The sequence below is a fragment of the Iodidimonas sp. MBR-22 genome, assembly GCF_029946565.1.
GTDB lineage: Bacteria > Pseudomonadota > Alphaproteobacteria > Sphingomonadales > Rhodothalassiaceae > Iodidimonas > Iodidimonas nitroreducens.
Genome location: NZ_JARKVQ010000004.1, coordinates 1 through 18,933 on the forward strand (window position 1 = coordinate 1; position 18,933 = coordinate 18,933).

At 57.8% G+C, this 18,933-nt stretch carries 23 protein-coding genes; 19 read left to right on the forward strand and 4 right to left on the reverse strand.

Annotated features, from left to right (window positions below; genetic code table 11):
- The 18 genes from QK300_RS04235 to ahcY all read left to right on the forward strand — a co-directional run.
- A partial coding sequence (locus QK300_RS04235) for a transposase (protein WP_281320817.1) occupies positions 1-351 on the forward strand: 351 nt, incomplete at its 5' end.
- Between the two features lie 68 nt (positions 352-419).
- Positions 420-1,151: a heme ABC exporter ATP-binding protein CcmA gene (gene ccmA / locus QK300_RS04240; protein WP_281300633.1), complete on the forward strand. Its 732-nt coding sequence runs from the start codon at positions 420-422 to the stop codon at positions 1,149-1,151.
- A 4-nt stretch (positions 1,152-1,155) separates the two neighbouring features.
- Positions 1,156-1,824, forward strand: a complete 669-nt coding sequence (gene ccmB, locus QK300_RS04245; protein ID WP_281300632.1) for a heme exporter protein CcmB — start codon at positions 1,156-1,158, stop codon at positions 1,822-1,824.
- Between the two features lie 76 nt (positions 1,825-1,900).
- Positions 1,901-2,677, forward strand: coding sequence for a heme ABC transporter permease (locus QK300_RS04250; protein WP_281300631.1), 777 nt, complete (start codon positions 1,901-1,903; stop codon positions 2,675-2,677).
- A gap of 2 nt (positions 2,678-2,679) precedes the next feature.
- On the forward strand, positions 2,680-2,901 hold the full coding sequence (gene ccmD, locus QK300_RS04255; protein ID WP_281300630.1) for a heme exporter protein CcmD: 222 nt from the start codon (positions 2,680-2,682) through the stop codon (positions 2,899-2,901).
- Entirely contained in the window at positions 2,898-3,404 is a 507-nt protein-coding gene (gene ccmE / locus QK300_RS04260; RefSeq protein ID WP_281300629.1) for a cytochrome c maturation protein CcmE, read from the forward strand. The genes ccmD and ccmE overlap by 4 nt, the downstream gene beginning before the upstream one ends.
- Entirely contained in the window at positions 3,401-5,401 is a 2,001-nt protein-coding gene (locus tag QK300_RS04265; RefSeq protein ID WP_281300628.1) for a heme lyase CcmF/NrfE family subunit, read from the forward strand. The genes ccmE and QK300_RS04265 overlap by 4 nt, the downstream gene beginning before the upstream one ends.
- Before the next feature lie 16 nt (positions 5,402-5,417).
- Positions 5,418-5,972 carry a DsbE family thiol:disulfide interchange protein gene (locus QK300_RS04270; RefSeq protein WP_281300627.1) on the forward strand — a complete coding sequence of 185 codons (555 nt, stop codon included), beginning with the start codon at positions 5,418-5,420 and terminating at the stop codon, positions 5,970-5,972.
- Positions 5,969-6,493, forward strand: a complete 525-nt coding sequence (locus QK300_RS04275; RefSeq protein WP_281300626.1) for a cytochrome c-type biogenesis protein — start codon at positions 5,969-5,971, stop codon at positions 6,491-6,493. The genes QK300_RS04270 and QK300_RS04275 overlap by 4 nt, the downstream gene beginning before the upstream one ends.
- Positions 6,490-7,662, forward strand: a complete 1,173-nt coding sequence (gene ccmI, locus QK300_RS04280; RefSeq protein WP_281300625.1) for a c-type cytochrome biogenesis protein CcmI — start codon at positions 6,490-6,492, stop codon at positions 7,660-7,662. Before QK300_RS04275 ends, ccmI begins: the two co-directional genes overlap by 4 nt.
- 110 nt (positions 7,663-7,772) lie before the next feature.
- Positions 7,773-8,114, forward strand: a complete 342-nt coding sequence (locus QK300_RS04285) for a hypothetical protein (RefSeq protein WP_281300624.1) — start codon at positions 7,773-7,775, stop codon at positions 8,112-8,114.
- 144 nt (positions 8,115-8,258) lie between these two features.
- Positions 8,259-8,975 (forward strand): response regulator transcription factor, encoded by a 717-nt coding sequence (locus QK300_RS04290; protein ID WP_281300623.1) that lies wholly within the window; start codon positions 8,259-8,261, stop codon positions 8,973-8,975.
- Positions 8,976-9,029: 54 nt separating this feature from the next.
- Complete coding sequence (locus QK300_RS04295; RefSeq protein ID WP_281300622.1) at positions 9,030-10,718, forward strand: stimulus-sensing domain-containing protein; 1,689 nt, start codon at positions 9,030-9,032, stop codon at positions 10,716-10,718.
- Positions 10,719-10,796: 78 nt separating this feature from the next.
- Complete coding sequence (locus tag QK300_RS04300; protein ID WP_281300621.1) at positions 10,797-11,246, forward strand: HPr kinase/phosphatase C-terminal domain-containing protein; 450 nt, start codon at positions 10,797-10,799, stop codon at positions 11,244-11,246.
- Entirely contained in the window at positions 11,227-12,132 is a 906-nt protein-coding gene (gene rapZ / locus QK300_RS04305; RefSeq protein WP_281300620.1) for an RNase adapter RapZ, read from the forward strand. The genes QK300_RS04300 and rapZ overlap by 20 nt, the downstream gene beginning before the upstream one ends.
- A 39-nt stretch (positions 12,133-12,171) precedes the next feature.
- Positions 12,172-12,600 (forward strand): PTS sugar transporter subunit IIA, encoded by a 429-nt coding sequence (locus QK300_RS04310; RefSeq protein WP_281300619.1) that lies wholly within the window; start codon positions 12,172-12,174, stop codon positions 12,598-12,600.
- Positions 12,597-12,890 (forward strand): HPr family phosphocarrier protein, encoded by a 294-nt coding sequence (locus QK300_RS04315; protein WP_281300618.1) that lies wholly within the window; start codon positions 12,597-12,599, stop codon positions 12,888-12,890. The genes QK300_RS04310 and QK300_RS04315 overlap by 4 nt, the downstream gene beginning before the upstream one ends.
- Before the next feature lie 148 nt (positions 12,891-13,038).
- Positions 13,039-14,334 (forward strand): adenosylhomocysteinase, encoded by a 1,296-nt coding sequence (gene ahcY, locus QK300_RS04320; protein ID WP_281300617.1) that lies wholly within the window; start codon positions 13,039-13,041, stop codon positions 14,332-14,334.
- Between the two features lie 171 nt (positions 14,335-14,505).
- Here the strand turns inward: ahcY and QK300_RS04325 are convergent, their stop codons facing one another.
- Positions 14,506-15,108, reverse strand: a complete 603-nt coding sequence (locus QK300_RS04325; protein WP_281300616.1) for a peroxidase-related enzyme — start codon at positions 15,106-15,108, stop codon at positions 14,506-14,508.
- Between the two features lie 122 nt (positions 15,109-15,230).
- Here QK300_RS04325 and QK300_RS04330 point away from each other — a divergent pair, with 122 nt between their 5' ends.
- Entirely contained in the window at positions 15,231-15,635 is a 405-nt protein-coding gene (locus QK300_RS04330) for a hypothetical protein (protein ID WP_281300615.1), read from the forward strand.
- A gap of 14 nt (positions 15,636-15,649) precedes the next feature.
- Here the strand turns inward: QK300_RS04330 and QK300_RS04335 are convergent, their stop codons facing one another.
- From QK300_RS04335 to QK300_RS04345, 3 genes are all read right to left on the reverse strand, one after another.
- Positions 15,650-16,828 carry an acetyl-CoA C-acyltransferase gene (locus tag QK300_RS04335; protein ID WP_281300614.1) on the reverse strand — a complete coding sequence of 393 codons (1,179 nt, stop codon included), beginning with the start codon at positions 16,826-16,828 and terminating at the stop codon, positions 15,650-15,652.
- 24 nt (positions 16,829-16,852) lie between these two features.
- Positions 16,853-17,296, reverse strand: coding sequence for a universal stress protein (locus QK300_RS04340; RefSeq protein ID WP_281300613.1), 444 nt, complete (start codon positions 17,294-17,296; stop codon positions 16,853-16,855).
- 120 nt (positions 17,297-17,416) lie between these two features.
- Positions 17,417-18,931: a PepSY domain-containing protein gene (locus tag QK300_RS04345; RefSeq protein WP_281300612.1), complete on the reverse strand. Its 1,515-nt coding sequence runs from the start codon at positions 18,929-18,931 to the stop codon at positions 17,417-17,419.
- Positions 18,932-18,933: the final 2 nt, after the last annotated feature.

Here is an 18,933-nt window from a genome sequence, read left to right on the forward strand (position 1 = left end):
ATTCATGGCGTTGGCCGCATCACCGCCATAGAATTGATGTCCACAATGCCCGAACTCGGCTCCATGAGCGGTAAGCAAGCCGCCTCTTTGGCCGGGCTCGCACCCCATCCCCGCGACAGCGGCAGCCTCTCGCGCAAGCGGTTCATCCGGCCGGGACGAAGAAACGCCAAGACCATCCTGTTTATGGCCGCCTTAACCGCAGCGCGATCCAAATCCCGGCTCGGAGACTTCTACAGAAACCTCGTCGAAAGAGGAAAACGCAAGATCGTCGCCATAACCGCTCTCATGCGAAAAATCATCGTCATCGCTAACGCAAAAATCAGAGATATGAAAATCCAACAACAGAGTTGATGACGAAGTTTGGTGGCGGCGCGGACAAGTCACTAGGCGCGGATCGATCGATCGCTTATGCTGGTTTCATGACAATGCCAAAGCCCGCCAACGGGGCCGCTCCCCATGCTGCACAGCCTTTTCCCCATGCGGTTTTGGCCGGCCATGATCTGGCCTGCCGCCGGGGCGATCAGTTGGTTTTTCATGGGCTGAATTTTACACTCGAGCCCGGCGAGGCTTTGTGCCTCTATGGCCCCAATGGCAGTGGGAAAACCAGCCTTTTGCGCCTGCTCGCGGGCTTGTCGCCGCCTTTTTCCGGTGAAATCCGCTGGAATGGGGAAGCCCTGTCCCGCACACCGGCGCTATTGCGCGAACAGGCGATGTTTGCAGGCTTCAGCCTTGCCTTGAAAGAAGCCCTGAGCGTTTATGAAAATCTGCAATTCTGGTCACGTTTTTTAGGCGATGGCGGCCATGATCAAAAAGCCCTGATGGAGGCGGCCATAAACCGGCTGGGCCTTGAGGATCTGCTGGCCATCCCCCTTCACGCCTTGTCATCGGGGCAGCGCAAGCGGGTGTCGCTGGCGCGGCTTTTACTGGCGCCCCGGCCGCTTTGGCTGCTCGATGAACCCACCACCGCCCTTGATCGCGATCATCAGGCGCGGCTGATCGACCTTTTGGGCGATCATCTGGCACAGGGGGGGCTGGCGGTCCTCGCCACCCATCAAAGCCTTGATCTGCCCGGTCCGCGCCTTGATCTCGATGGCTATGCCCCCGCCTTTGACGCGCCTGCATTCCAAAGCCCCCTGTTCGAGGATGGATAGGCCGATGCTGCGGGCTTTTTTCATTTTGATGATGCGCGATATCGGGCTGAGCTATAAGCAGGGCGGCGCCGCCGGGCTGGTGATCGCTTTTTATGCCGTGGCGATCAGCCTGTTTCCTTTTGGGGTTGGCCCTGATTCTGCGATTCTGGCGCGGATTGCCGGGGGCGTTTTATGGATTGCGGCGCTGCTCTCGGCTTTGCTGTCACTCGATCGTCTGTTTCAGGCCGATTATGAGGACGGCACCCTTGATGCCCTGGCTCTGGGGCCTTTGCCCCTGCCCCTTGTGGTGCTGGCAAAGGCTTTGGCCCATTGGCTGGCGATGTTGCTGCCGCTGGTGATTTTGTCACCACTGTTTGGCCTGATGCTGCATCTCGAAGCCCAAGCCCTTCCCACTTTATTTCTGTCGTTGCTGATCGGCACCCCCGCGCTCAGCCTTTTGGGGGCGGTGGCCGCAGGGCTCACGGTTGCGGTGCGCCGGGGGGGAGCGCTGATCGCCCTGCTGGTTTTGCCCCTTTATATCCCCACATTGATCTTTGGCGTGGGGGCGGTGGATGCGGTGGATGGGCTGGCATCGGTTGCGGCCAATCTCAATTTTCTTGGCGGGCTGAGCCTTATTTTCGCAGTTTTAGGGCCGCTGGCCGCGGCCGGGGCCTTGCGGCTGGCCATGGAATAGCGCCATCATGCCGCAGGATGGCTGATGGCTTGCGCATTGGCTTGCCTGTCATGGGATGAAGGGTTAAATCTTGTTCATGCATTGGTTCGCAAATCCCGCGCGTTTTGTTCGTCTGGCAGATAGAATTCTGCCCGTGGCCATGCTTTTGTGTTTTGGGCTTTTTGCCACCGGGCTTTATTGGGCGCTGATCTTATCCCCCGCCGATTATCAGCAGGGGTCGAGTGTTCGGATCATGTATGTGCATGTGCCCAGCGCCTATATGGCCATGTTCTGTTATCTGGTGATGGCTGCTGCCGGTTTTTCCACCCTTGTCTGGCGGCATCCTTTAGCCGATGTGGCGGGCAAAGCCGTGGCCCCCATCGGGCTGGCTTTCACCGGGTTGGCTTTGGCCACCGGCTCTTTGTGGGGTAAGCCGATGTGGGGGGCCTGGTGGGTGTGGGATGCCCGGCTCACCTCGGTTCTCGTGCTGTTTTTCCTCTATCTGGGCTATCTGGCGATCTGGGGTGCTTTCGATGATCGCAGCAAAGCCGCCCGCGCTGCCGCCATTCTGGCGCTGGTAGGGGTGATCAATCTGCCGATCATCAAATTTTCCGTTGATTGGTGGACCACCCTGCACCAGCCCGCCAGCCTGTTTCGGGCCGATGGGCCGCGTATCGATCCCTCGATGCGGCCGCCGCTTTATCTGATGCTGGCCGCCTTTCAAACCTATTTCGTCGTGATTTTCCTGTGGCGGATGAAGGCGGGATTGGCCGCGCTGAAGCTGCAGGCTTTGGGGGTCATGCCAAGGCCGGATCAGCCCCCTGAACAGCGCCAAGACCAGCATCTGGCCCCCCGGCCAGAGGAGGCCCTTTAGCCATGGGCCATGAATTTTTTCACATGGGCGGCTATGGCGGCTATATCTGGGCTGCTTATGGTCTTGTTTTTCTGGTGCTGATCGCTTTGGCATGGCTAAGCTGGCGCGAGCAGAAAATCAATGGCCTGCGCGCCGAAATGCTGAAAGCCGCGCGCAGCCGCCGCCGGGGCGATCAGGCCGATACAGATCAGGCCAAAAAAGATCATCTGGAAACAAACTCATGAGCACAAACGCCCCGCATCGCTCTTTAGGTGGGCACAAAGCCTGGAACAGAAAGCGCCGGCGATTCTGGCTGGTGATCCTGTGCCTGACGGTTCTGGCTTTGGCAGCCTTTCTGATCCTGCGGGCGATGGATGATGCCCTCCTTTATTTCCGCCTGCCCAGCGATGTGATCGAACAGAATCTGGCAGCGGGCCATGCCTTTCGTTTGGGCGGGCTGGTGGAAAGCGGGTCGCTCAAAAAGCGCGATGACGGCACCAGTGTCAGCTTCATGGTCACCGATGGAACCACGGCCCTGCCGGTGATCTATAGCGGTATTTTGCCCGATCTCTTTCGCGAAGGACAAGGCATCATCGCCGATGGCCGGCTGGATGATCAGGGCTGGTTCATCGCCGATCAGGTGCTGGCCAAGCATGATGAAAACTATATGCCCAAAGAGGTTTATGAAGGCCTGCAGGAGCGCGGCCACCCCATGGGGGCATCCTATAGCGATGAGGAGGGCGCATGATCCCCGAAATCGGCCATTTTGCCTTGATCCTTGCCCTGCTGATGGCCAGCCTCGCGGCGATTGCTCCCCTTTATGGGGCGAGCCGCAATGATCAGCGGCTGATGAGCCTTGCCGTGCCTTTGATGGTGGGGCAGTTCCTGTTCATCCTGATCGCCTTTGCCGCTTTGATGCAGGCATATCTGGTATCCGATTTTTCCGTTTTGAATGTGGTGGCCAATTCCCACAGTATGAAGCCATTGCTCTATAAAATCTCGGGCGTTTGGGGCAATCATGAAGGCTCGCTGGTTTTATGGGTTTTGATCCTCAGCCTGTTCGGATCATTGGTTGGCCTGTTCGGGCGGGCCTTGCCGCTCAGCTTCCGGGCCCGTGTTCTGGCCATTCAGGCGCTGATTACCGGCGCTTTTCTGCTGTTCATGCTTCTCACCTCCAATCCGTTCGAGCGGGTAATCCCGGCAGCCATCGAGGGGCGCGGCCTCAATCCCCTGTTGCAAGATCCCGGCCTCGCCTTTCATCCGCCCTTGCTCTATCTGGGCTATGTGGGGCTTTCGGTGGCTTTTTCCTTTGCTGTTGCCGCCTTGATCGAGGGCCGATTGGGGCCTTTATGGGCGCGCTGGGTGCGGCCATGGGTTTTGCTTGCCTGGATGGCGCTCACAGCGGGCATCGCCCTTGGCTCATGGTGGGCTTATTATGAATTGGGCTGGGGCGGCTGGTGGTTTTGGGATCCGGTGGAAAATGCCAGCTTCATCCCCTGGCTCATCGCCACGGCCCTTCTGCATTCCACCATCGTGATGGAAAAACGCGATGCCTTGAAGCGCTGGACCCTGCTGCTCGCCATTCTTGGCTTTTCCATGAGCCTTTTAGGCACCTTTCTGGTGCGATCCGGGGTGCTGACATCGGTGCATGCTTTTGCCGTTGATCCCGAACGGGGGCTGTTCATCCTGATCCTGCTGGCGCTGGCCATTGGTGGCTCCTTGGCCCTTTATGCCTTTCGCGCCGGATCGCTGGAAGCGGGGGGGCTTTTCGCCCCCCTGAGCCGCGAAGGGGCTTTGGTTGCCAATAATGTTCTCCTGAGCATTTCTGCCGCCATTGTTCTGGTGGGAACGCTTTATCCCCTTTTTCTCGATGCGGTGAGCGGGGCGAAGGTCACGGTGGGGCCGCCCTTTTTTGAAATCAGCTTCGTGCCTTTGATGGTTTTGCTGCTCATCGCCCTGGGCTTTGGCCCCTTGCTGGCGTGGAAACGCGGGGATCTGGGCCGGGCTTTGGGGATGCTGCGGCTGGCGGGCCTTGCCGCTTTTGTGGGGGCGGGGGGGGCCTATCTCATCTGGGGGCCGGGGCCGGTGATGGCCTTTTTGGGCTTTGCGCTGGCTTTCTGGCTTTTGGGATCGATCCTCACCGATATGGGGCACAAGGCCAAAATCACCCAACGGCCTTTTGCGCCCATGGCGGCTTTGGGGCGTTTGCGCCGTGTGCCGCGCGGTATTTGGGGCATGTGGTCGGCGCATATGGGGATGGCTGTGCTGGTATTGGGGATCACCGCATCCGAAAGCTGGATGACCGAAAAGCTGGTGCTGGTCCATCCCGGCGATGCCACCGAAGTGGCCGATTATACCATGATTTTTCAAGGTGTAGAGCCAGTGGGCGGGCCGAACTATACCGCCGTTCGCGGGCATTTCACGGTGATGAAGGGCACGCATCATGTGGCCGAGCTTTATCCCGAACAGCGCGCCTATAGCGCCCCACCGATGGAAACCACGGAAGCCGCGATCCATCCCCTGATCATGGGCGATCTTTATGCCGTGGTGGGCGATCCCGATGGCAAGGGCGGCTGGTCGGCCCGGCTTTATTGGAAGCCTTTGATTTCATGGATCTGGATGGGGGTGGGTCTGATGGTTATAGGCGGCGGCCTCTCTCTTTCGGATCGGCGTTTGCGGGTGGGGGCTCCCAAGCGGGCCGCCATCACCACCCGGCCCGGCCCCCAGGCCCTGCCGGCAGAATAAGAAAAGGAGCCCATCCATGCGCCCCATCCTCTGGGTGCCTTTGCTGTTATTTGCCGCGCTGGTCATGGCATTGACCATCGGCCTGTTTTTAAAGCCGCGCGAAATCCCCTCGGCGATGATTGCCCAGCCGGTGCCGGCTTTTGACCTGCCGCCTTTATGGATGAGCGGTGAAGGGCTTCAAAGCAACGATCTGGCGCAGGGCGAGGCGGTGCTTTTGAATGTGTTTGCCTCATGGTGTGCGCCCTGCCGGATCGAGCATCCTTTCCTGATGGAACTGGCCGATGAAGGCATTCCCCTTTATGGCCTGAATTACAAAGACAAGCCCGAAGATGCCCTCGCTTTTTTAGGGGAATTGGGCAATCCCTATCGCCGGATCGGCGCGGATCGGGATGGCCGGGTGGGCATTGATTTCGGGGTTTATGGGGTGCCTGAAACCTATGTGATCAATGGTCAGGGCCAGATCACCTATAAGCATATCGGCCCCATTCTGCCGCAAAATCAGGATCAGTTGCGCCAAGCCATCAAAAAGGCCGCGCAGAAAAGCCCTGCTGACGAGAAGGCAGGCGGATGATGAAGCGATGGCTGGTCATAAAGAAAGGCGTGGCGATCCTGATTGTGGGTTTGTTCTGCCTTGCCTCCCTTCCGGCCAGCGCCGTTGCGGTCGATGATCGCCCCTTGCCCGATGCGGCACAGGAAGCCCGCGCCCGGCTGATCATGGCGGGCATTCGCTGTCTGGTTTGCCAAAATCAATCCATCGAGGATTCCAATGCGCCTTTGGCCCGGGATCTGCGCATCCTTGTGCGCCAACAGGTGGCCGAGGGCAAAAATCGCGAGGAAATCGAGGCTTTTCTGGTCTCGCGCTATGGGGATTGGGTATTGATGTCGCCCCCCTTCAATCTGCGCACCCTCATTTTATGGCTGTTTCCTCCCGGCCTTTTGCTGGGGGCTTTGGTGTTTTTATGGTACCGCAGCCGTCAAACTCCGCAGGCACGGCCCCAGCCCCTTGATGCTTTAGAACAAGCCCGGCTCGATGCGATCTTAAGCGGCGCGACATCTGATCGGGATGCCGATCAGGGAGAACAGAACCGATGATCTGGATGATTTTTGCCATCATGGGGCTGATGGCCTTTGCCTTTCCCCTTTGGGCGGCAATCCGCAAACCCACTACGGCCAGCCGCCGCGATGCCGATTTGCAGCTTTATCAAAAACAGCGGGCCGAGATCGATGAGGATCGCCAGCGGGGCCTGATCGATGCGGACGAAGCCCGCGCCGCGCGGATCGAGATTGATCGCCGCATCCTGCGCCTTGATGAGGCCGAGAAGGATGCTCCCGCCGCCGACCCCGCCACCAACCAAGGAAAAGCCGGATTGATCCTAGGGATCAGTCTCGTGGTTCTGGTGGGCGCCTACCCGCTTTATCTTGCCCTTGGCTCACCCCAATCCGCCAGCCTTGCCGGGGCGGATGCGCCCAAGGATAGAGCAAAAGGCACCGAAGCCACCGGCAAGGATAGCCCCGATATTGATGCCCTGCTCAGTGAATTGGAACAGCGCCTTGCCCAAACCCCTCAGCGTTTGGATGGCTGGGTGATTTTGGGGCGCACGGCCTATAATGCCGGGCAATATCCCCGGGCCGCCCGCGCCTATCAAAAGGCCAGCAGCCTTGCGCCCGATGATCCCGATATGGCGGCGCGCCTGGGCGAAGCTCTGGTGGCTTTAGCCGAAGGGCGGGTCACCCCTGCCGCCGATCTGGCCTTTGCCCGCGCCCTTATGCTTCAGCCTGCGCACCCCACGGCGCTTTATTATGTGGGCTTGGGGCTTTTACAAAATGATCGCCCGGAAGATGCCTTAAGCCGCTGGACCAGCCTTTTTGCCAACACCCCCCCCGATGCCCCTTGGCGCAGGGATCTGGAGGCCCGCATCGATCGCCTCGAAAACGCCATCGCCCAGCAAAAAGCGCTGGCCGGGCGGGTGAGCGGGGCGGCCCCGGGGATGCCTGTGTTATCAGAAGAAACCTTATCATCTGCCGCCGAGATGAGCGCGGATGAACAAGCGGCGATGATCGATCAGATGGTGGCCCGGCTGGCCGCACGATTAAATGAAAACCCCGATGATTTTGAGGGCTGGCTTCGGCTCGCCAATGCGTATATGGTAAGAGGAGATGAGGAGAGCGCAAGGATGGCGCTGGATCGGGCGCGGGCGATTGCCCCTGCTGATCGCCTCGAAGAAATCGACCGTCACCTGAAAACTTTGACGCCACAATAGCCGAGCCTTCCTTCGCTCTTGTCCCATAGGCCCAATGATCGCGATCGGCAAAAGGGCCAAGAAGACCGAGGAAGCATCCGGTTCTGCCATGGCGAACAGGAGAGAGTGTCGTGGACAGCCCCCCATCCATTTCCCGAGCGCTGGTGCCCCTCGCCCCTTCGTCGCAAGCCCAATCGCTGGCCCAATCGCGTGCCCGGCTCTCTGATCCGGTGGAGCCGATAACGCCGGGATCGCGCTCAGGCCCCCAGAATTCCGAGCCAAGCGCCCCCGATGACCGCAGCCGGGCAACGGCCCGATCCCGCTCAAGCCAGCCGCAATCAAGGGCCGATATCGATGACGCCCGGCAGGAACTGGCCCGGACTTTGGCCCAATTCGGGCGCGAGGCTTTGGGGCGGCCATCGCCCCGCCCGGCCTTTGAACGGCTGGGCCAGTTCATCGATATTCGGGTGTGACAGCGAACCCTTAGGGCCTTTGCAGCGTTTTTCTCCGTGCCTTTCAAAACCATTAGAGGCATGATCATCAGCGGCCTTTAGAGGCCATGCTTATGTCGCAATCTTTCGATAACCAGAAGGATCATGCGATCACAGGAGCTTCTTATGACATCGACCATCGCTCTGGTAGACGACGACCGAAATATTCTCACCTCAGTGACCGTGGCCCTTGAAGCCGAGGGCTTTCGCGTGCGCAGCTATCCCGATGGCGACAAGGCCCTGACCGCGCTCAGCGATAATCCGGCCGATCTGGCGGTTCTGGATATCAAAATGCCGCGCATGGATGGGATGGAATTATTGCGCCGCCTGCGTGAAGTGACCGATATGCCGGTGATTTTTCTCACCTCGAAAGATGATGAGATCGATGAACTGCTGGGCCTCAAAATGGGGGCCGATGATTATGTGGGAAAGCCCTTTTCCCAGCGCCTGCTGATTGCCCGGATCCATACCGTTTTGCGCCGGGCCAAGGCGATGAAGCAGCGCGCCCATGGCGCGCCGCCCGCCCCCGGCGAGGATGATCAAACTTTGGTGCGGGGGAAGCTGGTTCTTGATTCCCTGCGCCATTCGGTGAGCTGGGATGGCAAGGATGTGACCCTGACCGTCACGGAATTCATGATTTTGGAAACCCTGGCCCAGCGCCCCGGCCATGTAAAAAGCCGGGATCAATTGATGGATGCCGCCTATTCCGATGATGTGTATGTGGATGATCGCACCATCGATAGCCATATCAAGCGCCTGCGCAAGAAATTCCGCCTTGTTGACAAGGATTTCAAATCCATTGAAACCCTTTATGGTGTTGGCTATCGCTATCGGGAGAACTGAGCCAGGTTTAAGGTTTGGTTGGCGATAACCCCAAAAAAGGATGCAGCCTCTAGAATGGGTGAGGGCGGCAGGCGCAAAACAGCGGCATCACGAAAAGACGATCCATCGTCTGATGACCAGCCACCCCTTGTCCAAAAGCGGCAGAGGCGGCGCTGGCGGTGGCCCATATCGCCTTTGATGCTGCGGATCATGGCGGTCAATCTGATCGCCCTGATGAGCATTGTGGGCGGCATTTTCTATCTCACCGAATTTCGCCAGACTTTGATCGACCGCCGCATGGATCAATTGCGTGTGCAGGCGGAAATTCTGGCCGGGGCCATCGGTGAAGCCGCCACCGCCGGGCCGGAATCGAGCAGCATCAATGAGCCCGATGCCCGGCTGATCATCGCCCGGCTTGTGGGGCCATCGGAAATCCGCGCTCGCCTGTTCGGGATCGAAGGGCAATTGATGGTCGATAGCCGCTTTCTGGCGGGCAGCCAATCCGTGGTGGCAGAAATTCTTCCCCCCTTGGGCCGCGAGAAATCCTTGCGTGAAAACATGCTCGATCAGCTCAATGATCTGCTCGATCTGGTGGCGGATCGCCCGATGGTGCCCCTTTATCACGAATCCCCCACCCAACAGGCCGGGGATTATATCGAGGTGCTTTCAGCCCTGTCCGGGGAACCGGATCGCCAGATCCGGGCTTTGGACGGCGGCCCTTTGCTGTTGTCTGCCGCATTTCCGGTGCAGCGTTTTCGCCGGGTTCTGGGGGCTTTGATGGTCTCGGCCGATACCAGCGACATCGAGAGCATCGTGCGGTCCGAACAGATCATGATCCTCAAGGTATCCGCCGCCTCTTTGGCCGCCACACTTTTATTGTCGATCTTTCTGGCCTCGACCATCGCCCGCCCGGTGCGCCAGCTTGCGCGGGCCGCCGAAAAGGTGCGCAATGGAATTGGCCGTGAAAAACGGCTGCCGCGCTTTGATCGCAATGATGAAATCGGTGATCTGTCTCTGGCCCTTTCAGATATGACCGAAGCCCTTTATCGGCAGATCGATGCCATCGATTCCTTTGCCGCCGATGTGGCCCATGAACTGAAAAACCCCTTATCCTCTCTGCGCTCGGCGGCAGAATCCCTGAGCCGGACCGATAAGCCGGACATCCGCGAGCGTTTATTGGCGATCATTGCTGAAGATGTGCGCCGCCTTGATCGCCTGATCACCGATATTTCCGATGCCTCGCGCCTTGATGCCGATCTCACCCGTTCGCGGATGGAACCGGTGGATCTGGGGCTTTTGGTGGCGATGCTGGTGGATGCCAATCGGACCCGCGAGGATTGCGGCCAAAAAACAATCCTGTTTCAGGAACCAAAGCCGGGCACGATGATGGTGCGCGGGCTGGAAAGCCGATTGGCTCAGGTGATCGCCAATCTTTTGGAAAATGCCATTTCCTTCAGCCCTGATGGCGGCACCATCCGGGTCTCTCTCAGCCGCAAAGGCGCGAGGCTCGAACTTTTGGTCGAGGATGAAGGGCCGGGCTTACCCGAAGGGGCGGCTCAGCGAATTTTTGAACGCTTTTATTCCGAACGCCCCGAACCCGAAGCCTTTGGCACCCATTCCGGGCTTGGCCTTTCGATCTCGAAACAGATCGTTGAAGCCCATAAAGGGCAGATCAGCGCCAGCAATCGCAGCGCCAGCCCTGATGGCGACACAGATACCCCCCCAACCGGGGCGCGTTTTTGCGTCAGCATGCCCCGGCTTTGAAATAATTTGTTATAAAAATCAGATCACCGATGCACTTGACTGTTGACCTTGGGGCGCACTTCCCCAACCCTGCGCCTCATGACTGTTTTTCACGCCACATGCATTGCTTTTTCTGAAGGTGCGGTTTTGCTGCGGGGGCCATCCGGCGCGGGCAAATCCGATCTGGGCCTGCGCCTTATTGATGGCGGCGGGCTTTTGGTGGCTGATGATTATGTGGACCTGCATCTTGAGGGGGGGGCGTTGATCGCCCGCGCTCCCGAAAAGATCAAAGGCCTGATGGAAGTGCGCGGCCTTGGTCTGGTGCCGATGGCCACATTGGATCAGGCCCCCCTGCGCCTGCTGGTGGATCTGGTGCCCGAAGATCGGATGGAGCGGATGCCCGAACCCTCGTATGAAACGCTGATGGGGCTTCAATTACCGCTTTTTGCCCTTTATGCTTTCGAGTCTTCGGCTGCCGCCAAGGTCCGCCTTGCCTTTGCCCGATGTCTTGCCTCAACGGATTTATCCCATGCCCGCCACAGCCTCTGATCCCTGTCAGAAGATCATCATCGTTACCGGCATGAATGGTGCAGGGAAAAGCACGGCGCTCAAAATTTTCGAGGATCTGGGCTATGAAGCGGTTGATAATCTGCCGCTTTCGCTGCTGACCCGGCTTTTGAAGACCGGCCATGAAAATGAAAAGATGGATGCGCAAAGGCCCATTGCCGTGGGCGTCGATAGCCGCACCCGGGCCTTCATGGCACCGGAATTTCTTCATCAGGTTGCCTCCCTTGTCAATCGCCCGGATTTTTCGGTGTCTTTGCTGTTTTTCGATTGCGATGATGATGTATTGGTGCAGCGCTATTCCGAAACCCGCAGGCGGCATCCTTTGGCCCATGATCGCCCGGTGAAGGATGGCATCGTTCGGGAACGCGAAATCATGGCCCCGGTGAAAGCCCGCGCCGATTTTATCTATGATACCGCCAACCAAACCGTTCATGATCTCAAACGGCGACTCACCACCCGCTATTCTCTGGAAAAAACCCCGGCGCTTCTGGTTAATGTGATGTCGTTCGGTTTTTCCCGCGGGCTGCCGCGCGATTCGGATCTGGTGTTCGATGTGCGGTTCTTGCGCAATCCCAATTATGAACCGGCCCTGAAAAATCTCACCGGACGTGAACAGGCGGTGGCGGATTATATTGCGAGGGACAAAAGCTTTGACCCTTTCTTTACCTCCTTGTCAGATATGGTGTCTTTTCTGCTGCCGCTCTATCGCGATGAGGGCAAAAGCTATGTCACCATCGCCTGTGGCTGCACCGGCGGACGACACAGATCGGTTTTCGTTGCACAAAAGCTTGGAAGGGTCTTGGAAGACGATGGTTATCAGGTCAACATCATCCATCGCGATGCCACTTATGGACCTGTTGAGGAATGACATGCGCACAATAAACTTCACTTTGGGGGGGATCTGCCGATGATCGGCCTTGTATTGGTGACCCATGGTCGCCTCGCCGAAGAATTCGTATCGGCCATGGAACATGTGGTCGGCCCACAAGAGCAGGTGCGGGCGATTGCCATCGGACCCGATGACGACATGGAAGAACGCCGTGCCGAAATTGCCGCCGCCGCCGAAGAGGTGAACAGCGGCGACGGGGTGATCCTGCTCACCGATATGTTTGGCGGCACGCCCTCCAATCTTGCCATTTCCCTTCTGGGCAAGGGATCGGTCGAGGTGATTGCCGGGATCAATCTGCCGATGCTGATCAAATTGGCCAGCGTGCGCGCCACCGGCAGTTTGGATGATGTGGTGGCCTCGGCTCAGGAAGCAGGCCGCCGCTATATCAATATCGCCAGCCGGGTTCTGGCGGGCACATCAAACGACCCGGCCAGCCGTTCATCATGAGCACAAGCGATCCTGATGATTGGCTGGAAAAACAGCTCATTCTGATCAATAGCCGGGGGCTTCATGCCCGGGCCTCTGCCAAATTCGTCAAGATGGCCGAAAGCTTTTCCGCTGAAATTACCGTGGAAAAAGATCATGTCAGCGTGTGTGGCACCTCGATCATGGGGCTGATGCTGCTGGCTGCGGCCTGTGGCGATAAAATCATGCTGCGGGCCCGGGGCGGGGATGCGGCGGCGGCCCTCGATGCTTTGGAAGCTCTGGTGGCGGATCGCTTTCAGGAAGCCGATTAAGCCCGCCGGATCGCCGCCGTCCCTGTTGCCCCTGCCTCTCCTGCCAAATTTCTCATATAAAGATATCTTTATCTTGTGCCCATGGCATGGGCATTGCTATAAGGCTGGCCTGTAAACATGACGAACAATACGCTTGAAGGAGCAGCAGATGAGCAGCGGTGAAGATTTCAAAGTCAAAGACATGTCTCTGGCAGCATGGGGGCGAAAGGAAATTTCCCTGGCCGAGACCGAAATGCCGGGTCTTGTGGCTCTGCGTGAAGAATATGGCGCGCAAAAGCCCTTGAAGGGAGCACGCATTCTTGGCTGCCTGCACATGACCATTCAAACCGCCGTGCTGATTGAAACGCTCACCGCTTTGGGGGCAGAGGTCCGCTGGTCGTCTTGCAATATCTTCTCCACACAGGATCAGGCGGCGGCAGCCATTGCTGCCACCGGGGTTGCCGTTTTTGCCTGGAAGGGCGAAACCGAAGAGGAATATGACTGGTGTATCCGCCAGACTATCGAGGGCAAAAAAGGCTGGCAGCCCAATATGATTTTGGATGATGGCGGCGATCTGACCACCATCATGCACAAGGATTATCCGCAATTGATGGCTGATATCAAAGGCATCACCGAGGAAACCACGACCGGCGTTCTGCGCCTTTATGATATGCAGAAAGCGGGCACCCTCAAGGCCCCCGCCATCAATGTGAATGACAGTGTCACCAAATCGAAATTTGATAATATGTATGGCTGCCGCGAAAGCCTGACCGATGGCATCAAGCGCGCCACCGATATCATGCTGGCGGGCAAAACCTGTGTGGTGGCTGGCTTTGGCGATGTGGGCAAAGGCTCGGCAGAAGCTTTGCGCAGCCAGGGCGCGCGGGTTGTGGTCACCGAAATCGATCCCATCTGCGCCTTGCAGGCCGCCATGGAGGGTTATGAGGTTCGCACCATGGAGCAGATGGCGCCTTTGGGGGATATTTTCGTCACCGCCACCGGCAATAAGGATATCATCACTTTGGATCATATGCGGGCCATGAAGCACCGCGCCATCGTGTGCAATATCGGCCATTTCGATAATGAAATTCAGGTGGCTTCCCTGCGCAATATGAAATGGAACAATATCAAGCCGCAGGTGGATGAGATCGAATTTCCCGATGGCAAAAGCATCATTCTGCTGGCCGAAGGTCGGCTGGTGAATCTGGGTTGCGCCACCGGCCATCCCAGCTTTGTGATGAGCGCATCTTTCACCAATCAGGTGCTGGCGCAGATCGAATTGTGGAACAATACCGGGCAATATGAAAAGAAGGTTTATGTGCTGCCCAAGCATCTCGATGAAAAGGTGGCGGCGCTGCATCTGGAAAAGCTGAATGTCTCGCTCTCTAAACTCAGCGAGGATCAGGCCGCCTATCTGGGTGTGAGCCGCGAAGGGCCGTTCAAATCCGATCAATATCGCTATTGATCTTTTTGATCTCGCGTGCAATCGCACCACGCAAATATCGTTACCCCGGCCCCCGAGCCGGGGTTCACTTTTTCCCACCCTCAGCCCTTGACCAGATGGACCCCGAACCAAGCCCGGGGCGATGAAAAAAGGGCTAGGGGCAAAGGCTGAGAGTGCCCGCGCGTCAATGACCTAGACCGGCGCATCGCGCAGCCCGGCAGCGGCTGATTGCGGCAAGGGCGTGGGGGACAAATCATCATCGGAAAGCCCCAAACCCAAAATAGTGCGATTGGCATAGGAAAAATAAGCCACCGCCTGATTGATTTCGAGAATTTCAGCATCTTCAAAGCCAGCGTCGCGCAGGGCTTCAACATCGGATCGTTTCATGGCGCGCGGGCTGCGGGCCAGCTTTTCAGCATAATGCGCCGCCGCCAGAGCCTTGCCCTCAAGGGCGGTTTGCGGCAAGCCTGCTTCCAAGGCTGCCCGAATATCACGGGCCTGGCAATCATTATGCAAAGCAAGGCACAAATCGCCAAAGGATTGTTCAATACAATAAGGGCAGCCATTCACGAGGCTGGTATAAACCCCCACCATCTGCAACATCCACAATGGCAGATGGCTGGTGCGTTCATCAAAAATAGCCCGATAAAGGGCCACATGCCCCTTGATCGTTTCGGGCTTCAGGGATTGCGCAATGAGAATGCCATCCACGCGCCCATGATCCGCCACGGATTCATAGATCGATACTAGATCACCGCTCGCATCAACAGGCGCAATGGTTTTGATCCAAGGCATCAGCGCTTACAATCCATCTGTCAACCTAGCCTTGCTATGCCATAATCAAAACCAGAATTTAAGACCTTAAATGTTATCATTCCATATAATAAGGATCTGATCGATCTGCGGAGTGACCGAATATGTTCAAATCCACTGTCCTTTTCATGCTGCTGATGATGCTGGGCCACCCACTGGCTGCAGCTCAGGATGATCCGCCACCCGCCCAAAGCATTCCTTTATGCACCGCCCAATATGAAGGAGCGCTGAGCTGTCAGGCCAATCGGGTTTGTGAATGTGGCTATGCCAATGCCGAACCGGCGCGCGGCCTGCCCGCCCGCTGGCGTTGGAATTGCTCGCTCATGCAGCCTCAATGCAGCCTGCCGGGTGCTGAAGCCGGGGCCGAATTTGGCGCTGATTATGCGCCCGGCGGCGCTTTGGGTGGCTATCCGGTCATCATCGACCATAACAGCCATGGCCGCGCCCCTGATCGTTCAGAGGATCGCCCGCGCGACAGGGATGGCAACGGGCGCGACCGGCCCAACTGAACAGGCACCATCCTTCACACCACCTCAAACAGGCCCGCCGCCCCCTGACCACCGCCGATGCACATGGTTACCACCACGAATTTCGCCCCCCGCCTTTTGCCCTCGATCAAGGCATGGCCGGTCATCCGCGCGCCCGACATGCCATAAGGATGGCCGATGGAGATCGCGCCGCCATTGACATTGAACAGATCGGGATCGATACCCAAACGATCCCGACAATAAAGCGCCTGCACCGCAAAGGCTTCGTTCAGTTCCCACAAGCCGATATCATCGATCTTGAGATCATGAGCCTTCAAAAGTTTGGGAATGGCATAAACCGGGCCAATGCCCATTTCATCAGGCTCGGTGCCCGCCACGGCCATGCCCCGATAAATGCCCAAAGGCGAAAGGCCCCGGCGCTCTGCCTCGCGGCTATCCATGATCAGGCTGGCGCTGGCCCCATCGGAAAGCTGGCTGGCATTGCCCGCAGTGATGAAATGATCAGGCCCCCGTACCGGCGCCAGACTTTGCAGCCCTTCATAGGTTGTTTCCGGGCGATTGCCTTCGTCTTTTTGCAAGATCACGCTTTGCGCCGAAATTTCACCGCTTTCCTTGTTTTTGACCAGCATATTGGCGGTATAGGGGACGATTTCCGCATCAAAGCGCCCCGCCTTTTGGGCGGCGGCCGTGCGCTGCTGGGATTCCAGCGCATAAGCATCCTGCGCCTCGCGGCTGATCCCATAGCGACGGGCAACGATCTCGGCGGTATCGATCATCGGCATATAGGCCGCCGGATGCATCTCGACCAAAGACAGATCAGGCTCGACACGGAATTTTTCGGTTTGCACCATCGAAATGGATTCGACACCGCCACCGATGGCGATTGCCTGTCCGTCAAACAGAACCTGCTTGGCCGCCACACTGATTGCCATCAAGCCGGAAGCGCATTGGCGATCAATCGACATTCCCGGCACCCCCACCGGCAAGCCCGCCCGCAAAGCCGCCAATCGGCCGATATTGGGGGTTTGCACGCCTTGTTGCAGGGCGGCCCCCAAAATCACATCCTCGATCTCTGCCGGATCGACCCCCGCCCGCTCCACCGCAGCCTTGATCACATGACCCGCAAGGGTGGGGGACGGCGTATTGTTCAAGGCCCCGCGATAGGCTTTTCCGATAGCGGTTCGGGCGGTGGAAACGATCACGGCATCATGCATGAAATTTCATCCTCGATCTATTTGTTACGGAACCAGAACAACCGGCACATCCGATATATGCGCAAGCGAATTGGCGACTGACCCCAAGAGCAGATCGCTCAAGGCGGAATGGCCCCGGCGCCCGACAAAAATCATCTCAGCTTGGCGCTCTTTTGCCAATTGCGCAAGGCTATGGGCGGGGTGCCCCCAGCTATAATAGGTTTCCACCGGCTCCACCCCTAAATCATTGGCCAGCTTCACCAAGGGTTCCAGCACCGTTTCCCGGGCGACCCGTTCTTCCTGTTGCTTATCGATGGGGCGGCGCATAGCTTCTTCCACCGAGAGGGGGGCAAAACCCGACCAATGCACAATGGTTGCCAAAAGCAGTTTGGCCCCGGTCTGCTGCGCATGGCGGGCGCAGAATTCCACAGCCCTTTTGCTGCAATCGCTGCCATCGACACCAATGATATAAAGCGGTTGATCGGCCATGCTCTCATCCTTTCGTAAAAGTGATTGATGAATGCAGTATAGCCGTCACTCAACGCCTGCTTTTGATCGGAATCAAGTGTTATGGGGGAAAAAGCAGCAATGCCCCCCTTTTTCGGCCGTTTATCTGCGCCTGGTTTTTAACCGGCGCATTTGCAGGATCCAGCCAAAAATCGCCGTCAGCACAATCAGCGATACAAAAAACATGATCACCAAATCGCGGGGTTTCTGGCCCATCCAATTGAGAAACCCCCATTTATGAACGAAGCTGAACACCCGGCTTTCGAATCGATCGGCAGCCGTGCTGCGTGCGGCGATCACCCCATCGGCAGCATCCACAAAAATGCGGGGCAAATCGCTATCCTTGAAGGCAACCCGCCAAACCGGCAGGCGCTTATTGATAAAGCCATAATCTGCTGAAAAGCGAGCCACGGGCTCAACGGTGTCGATCCTCTGATGATCCACTCCCACAGCGCGGCTGGCCAAAACCCGGGCGATGGCCTCGCCCGCATCCAGGATCGGCTGGCCATCATCGCCGCGCACCCACAGAGCCGACCGTGTTGGGGGCGCGGATGTCGCCGCGCTATGATCATGATGGGCGTGTTCGTGCATCTCAGCAGCTTCTCCCTTGCCAGACATCCCCGCCGGGCTAAGGGCCAAACGCCATAAAATCGTGCCATCTTCCGCGCGTACGGCCATCGCCCCCACCACCTGCTGCCCCCCGCCATCATGCTCTGGGGGAATGGTTATCAAATGGCGCGGATCGATGCCGGCCATTTCTGCCCGGCTCAGCATTGCGGGCGGCACAGAGGGTTCTTGGGCATCCAAAAGGGATGATGACTGGATCAGATGATAAAATCCGCTGGCCGAAAACATCAAAGCCGGGATCGCCGCGCCATAAGCCAGCAGATGGTGCATGGATCGCGCCCGGCTTGAACCGGCTTTACGGCGGATGAAAAAAATCAGCGAAACCCCCAGCGCCGAGGCGAAAAACAAACTGCCCACCAAAGCCCCGATCAGCACCAGCCGCACCCATTCCGCACCAGAAGGCAAAAAGGCCAAAAGGTGCACATTGGTAAAAAAGGCTGAAAAACGCCGCCGGTGCTTATGATCGATGGTGGCCAGATTGCCGCTGCCGCTATCCACATAAACCACCAGATCATCTGAGCGATCAAAGGCAATTTTCCAAACCGGCAACAAACGATTATTTTCAGTATAATCAGCGGTAAAATCAGCCAGATAGACGCTGCTTTTTACAGGGCTTTGCTGATCGCCGCTATAGTGCCGGGCCAGAGCAATAGCCCTGGCCCGGTCCGCCCTATTGTCCTCGGCGCCACTGCGCGGATCAAACAGCCGCCGAGGCTTATCTGCCGTTTCCCTCAGCAGATAATAGCTTTGATCACGAAGAGCGACGGCACGCAGTTCAAAGGCATTCTCGACACCGGCCTTTTCCATGATCTGGGCGGGGCTGAGCGCCCCTGCCAGATCCAATGGCCAAACGGGCGGGGCGAAAGCCGCAGGCTTTGGCGAGATCCAAACCATGATGGGATGCGATAAACCAGACAAACCCCACAAAATGGCCGCCACCCCGGCTATCCAGGTGATGCGATGATGCCATTTGAAACTGAATGCCTTCATGA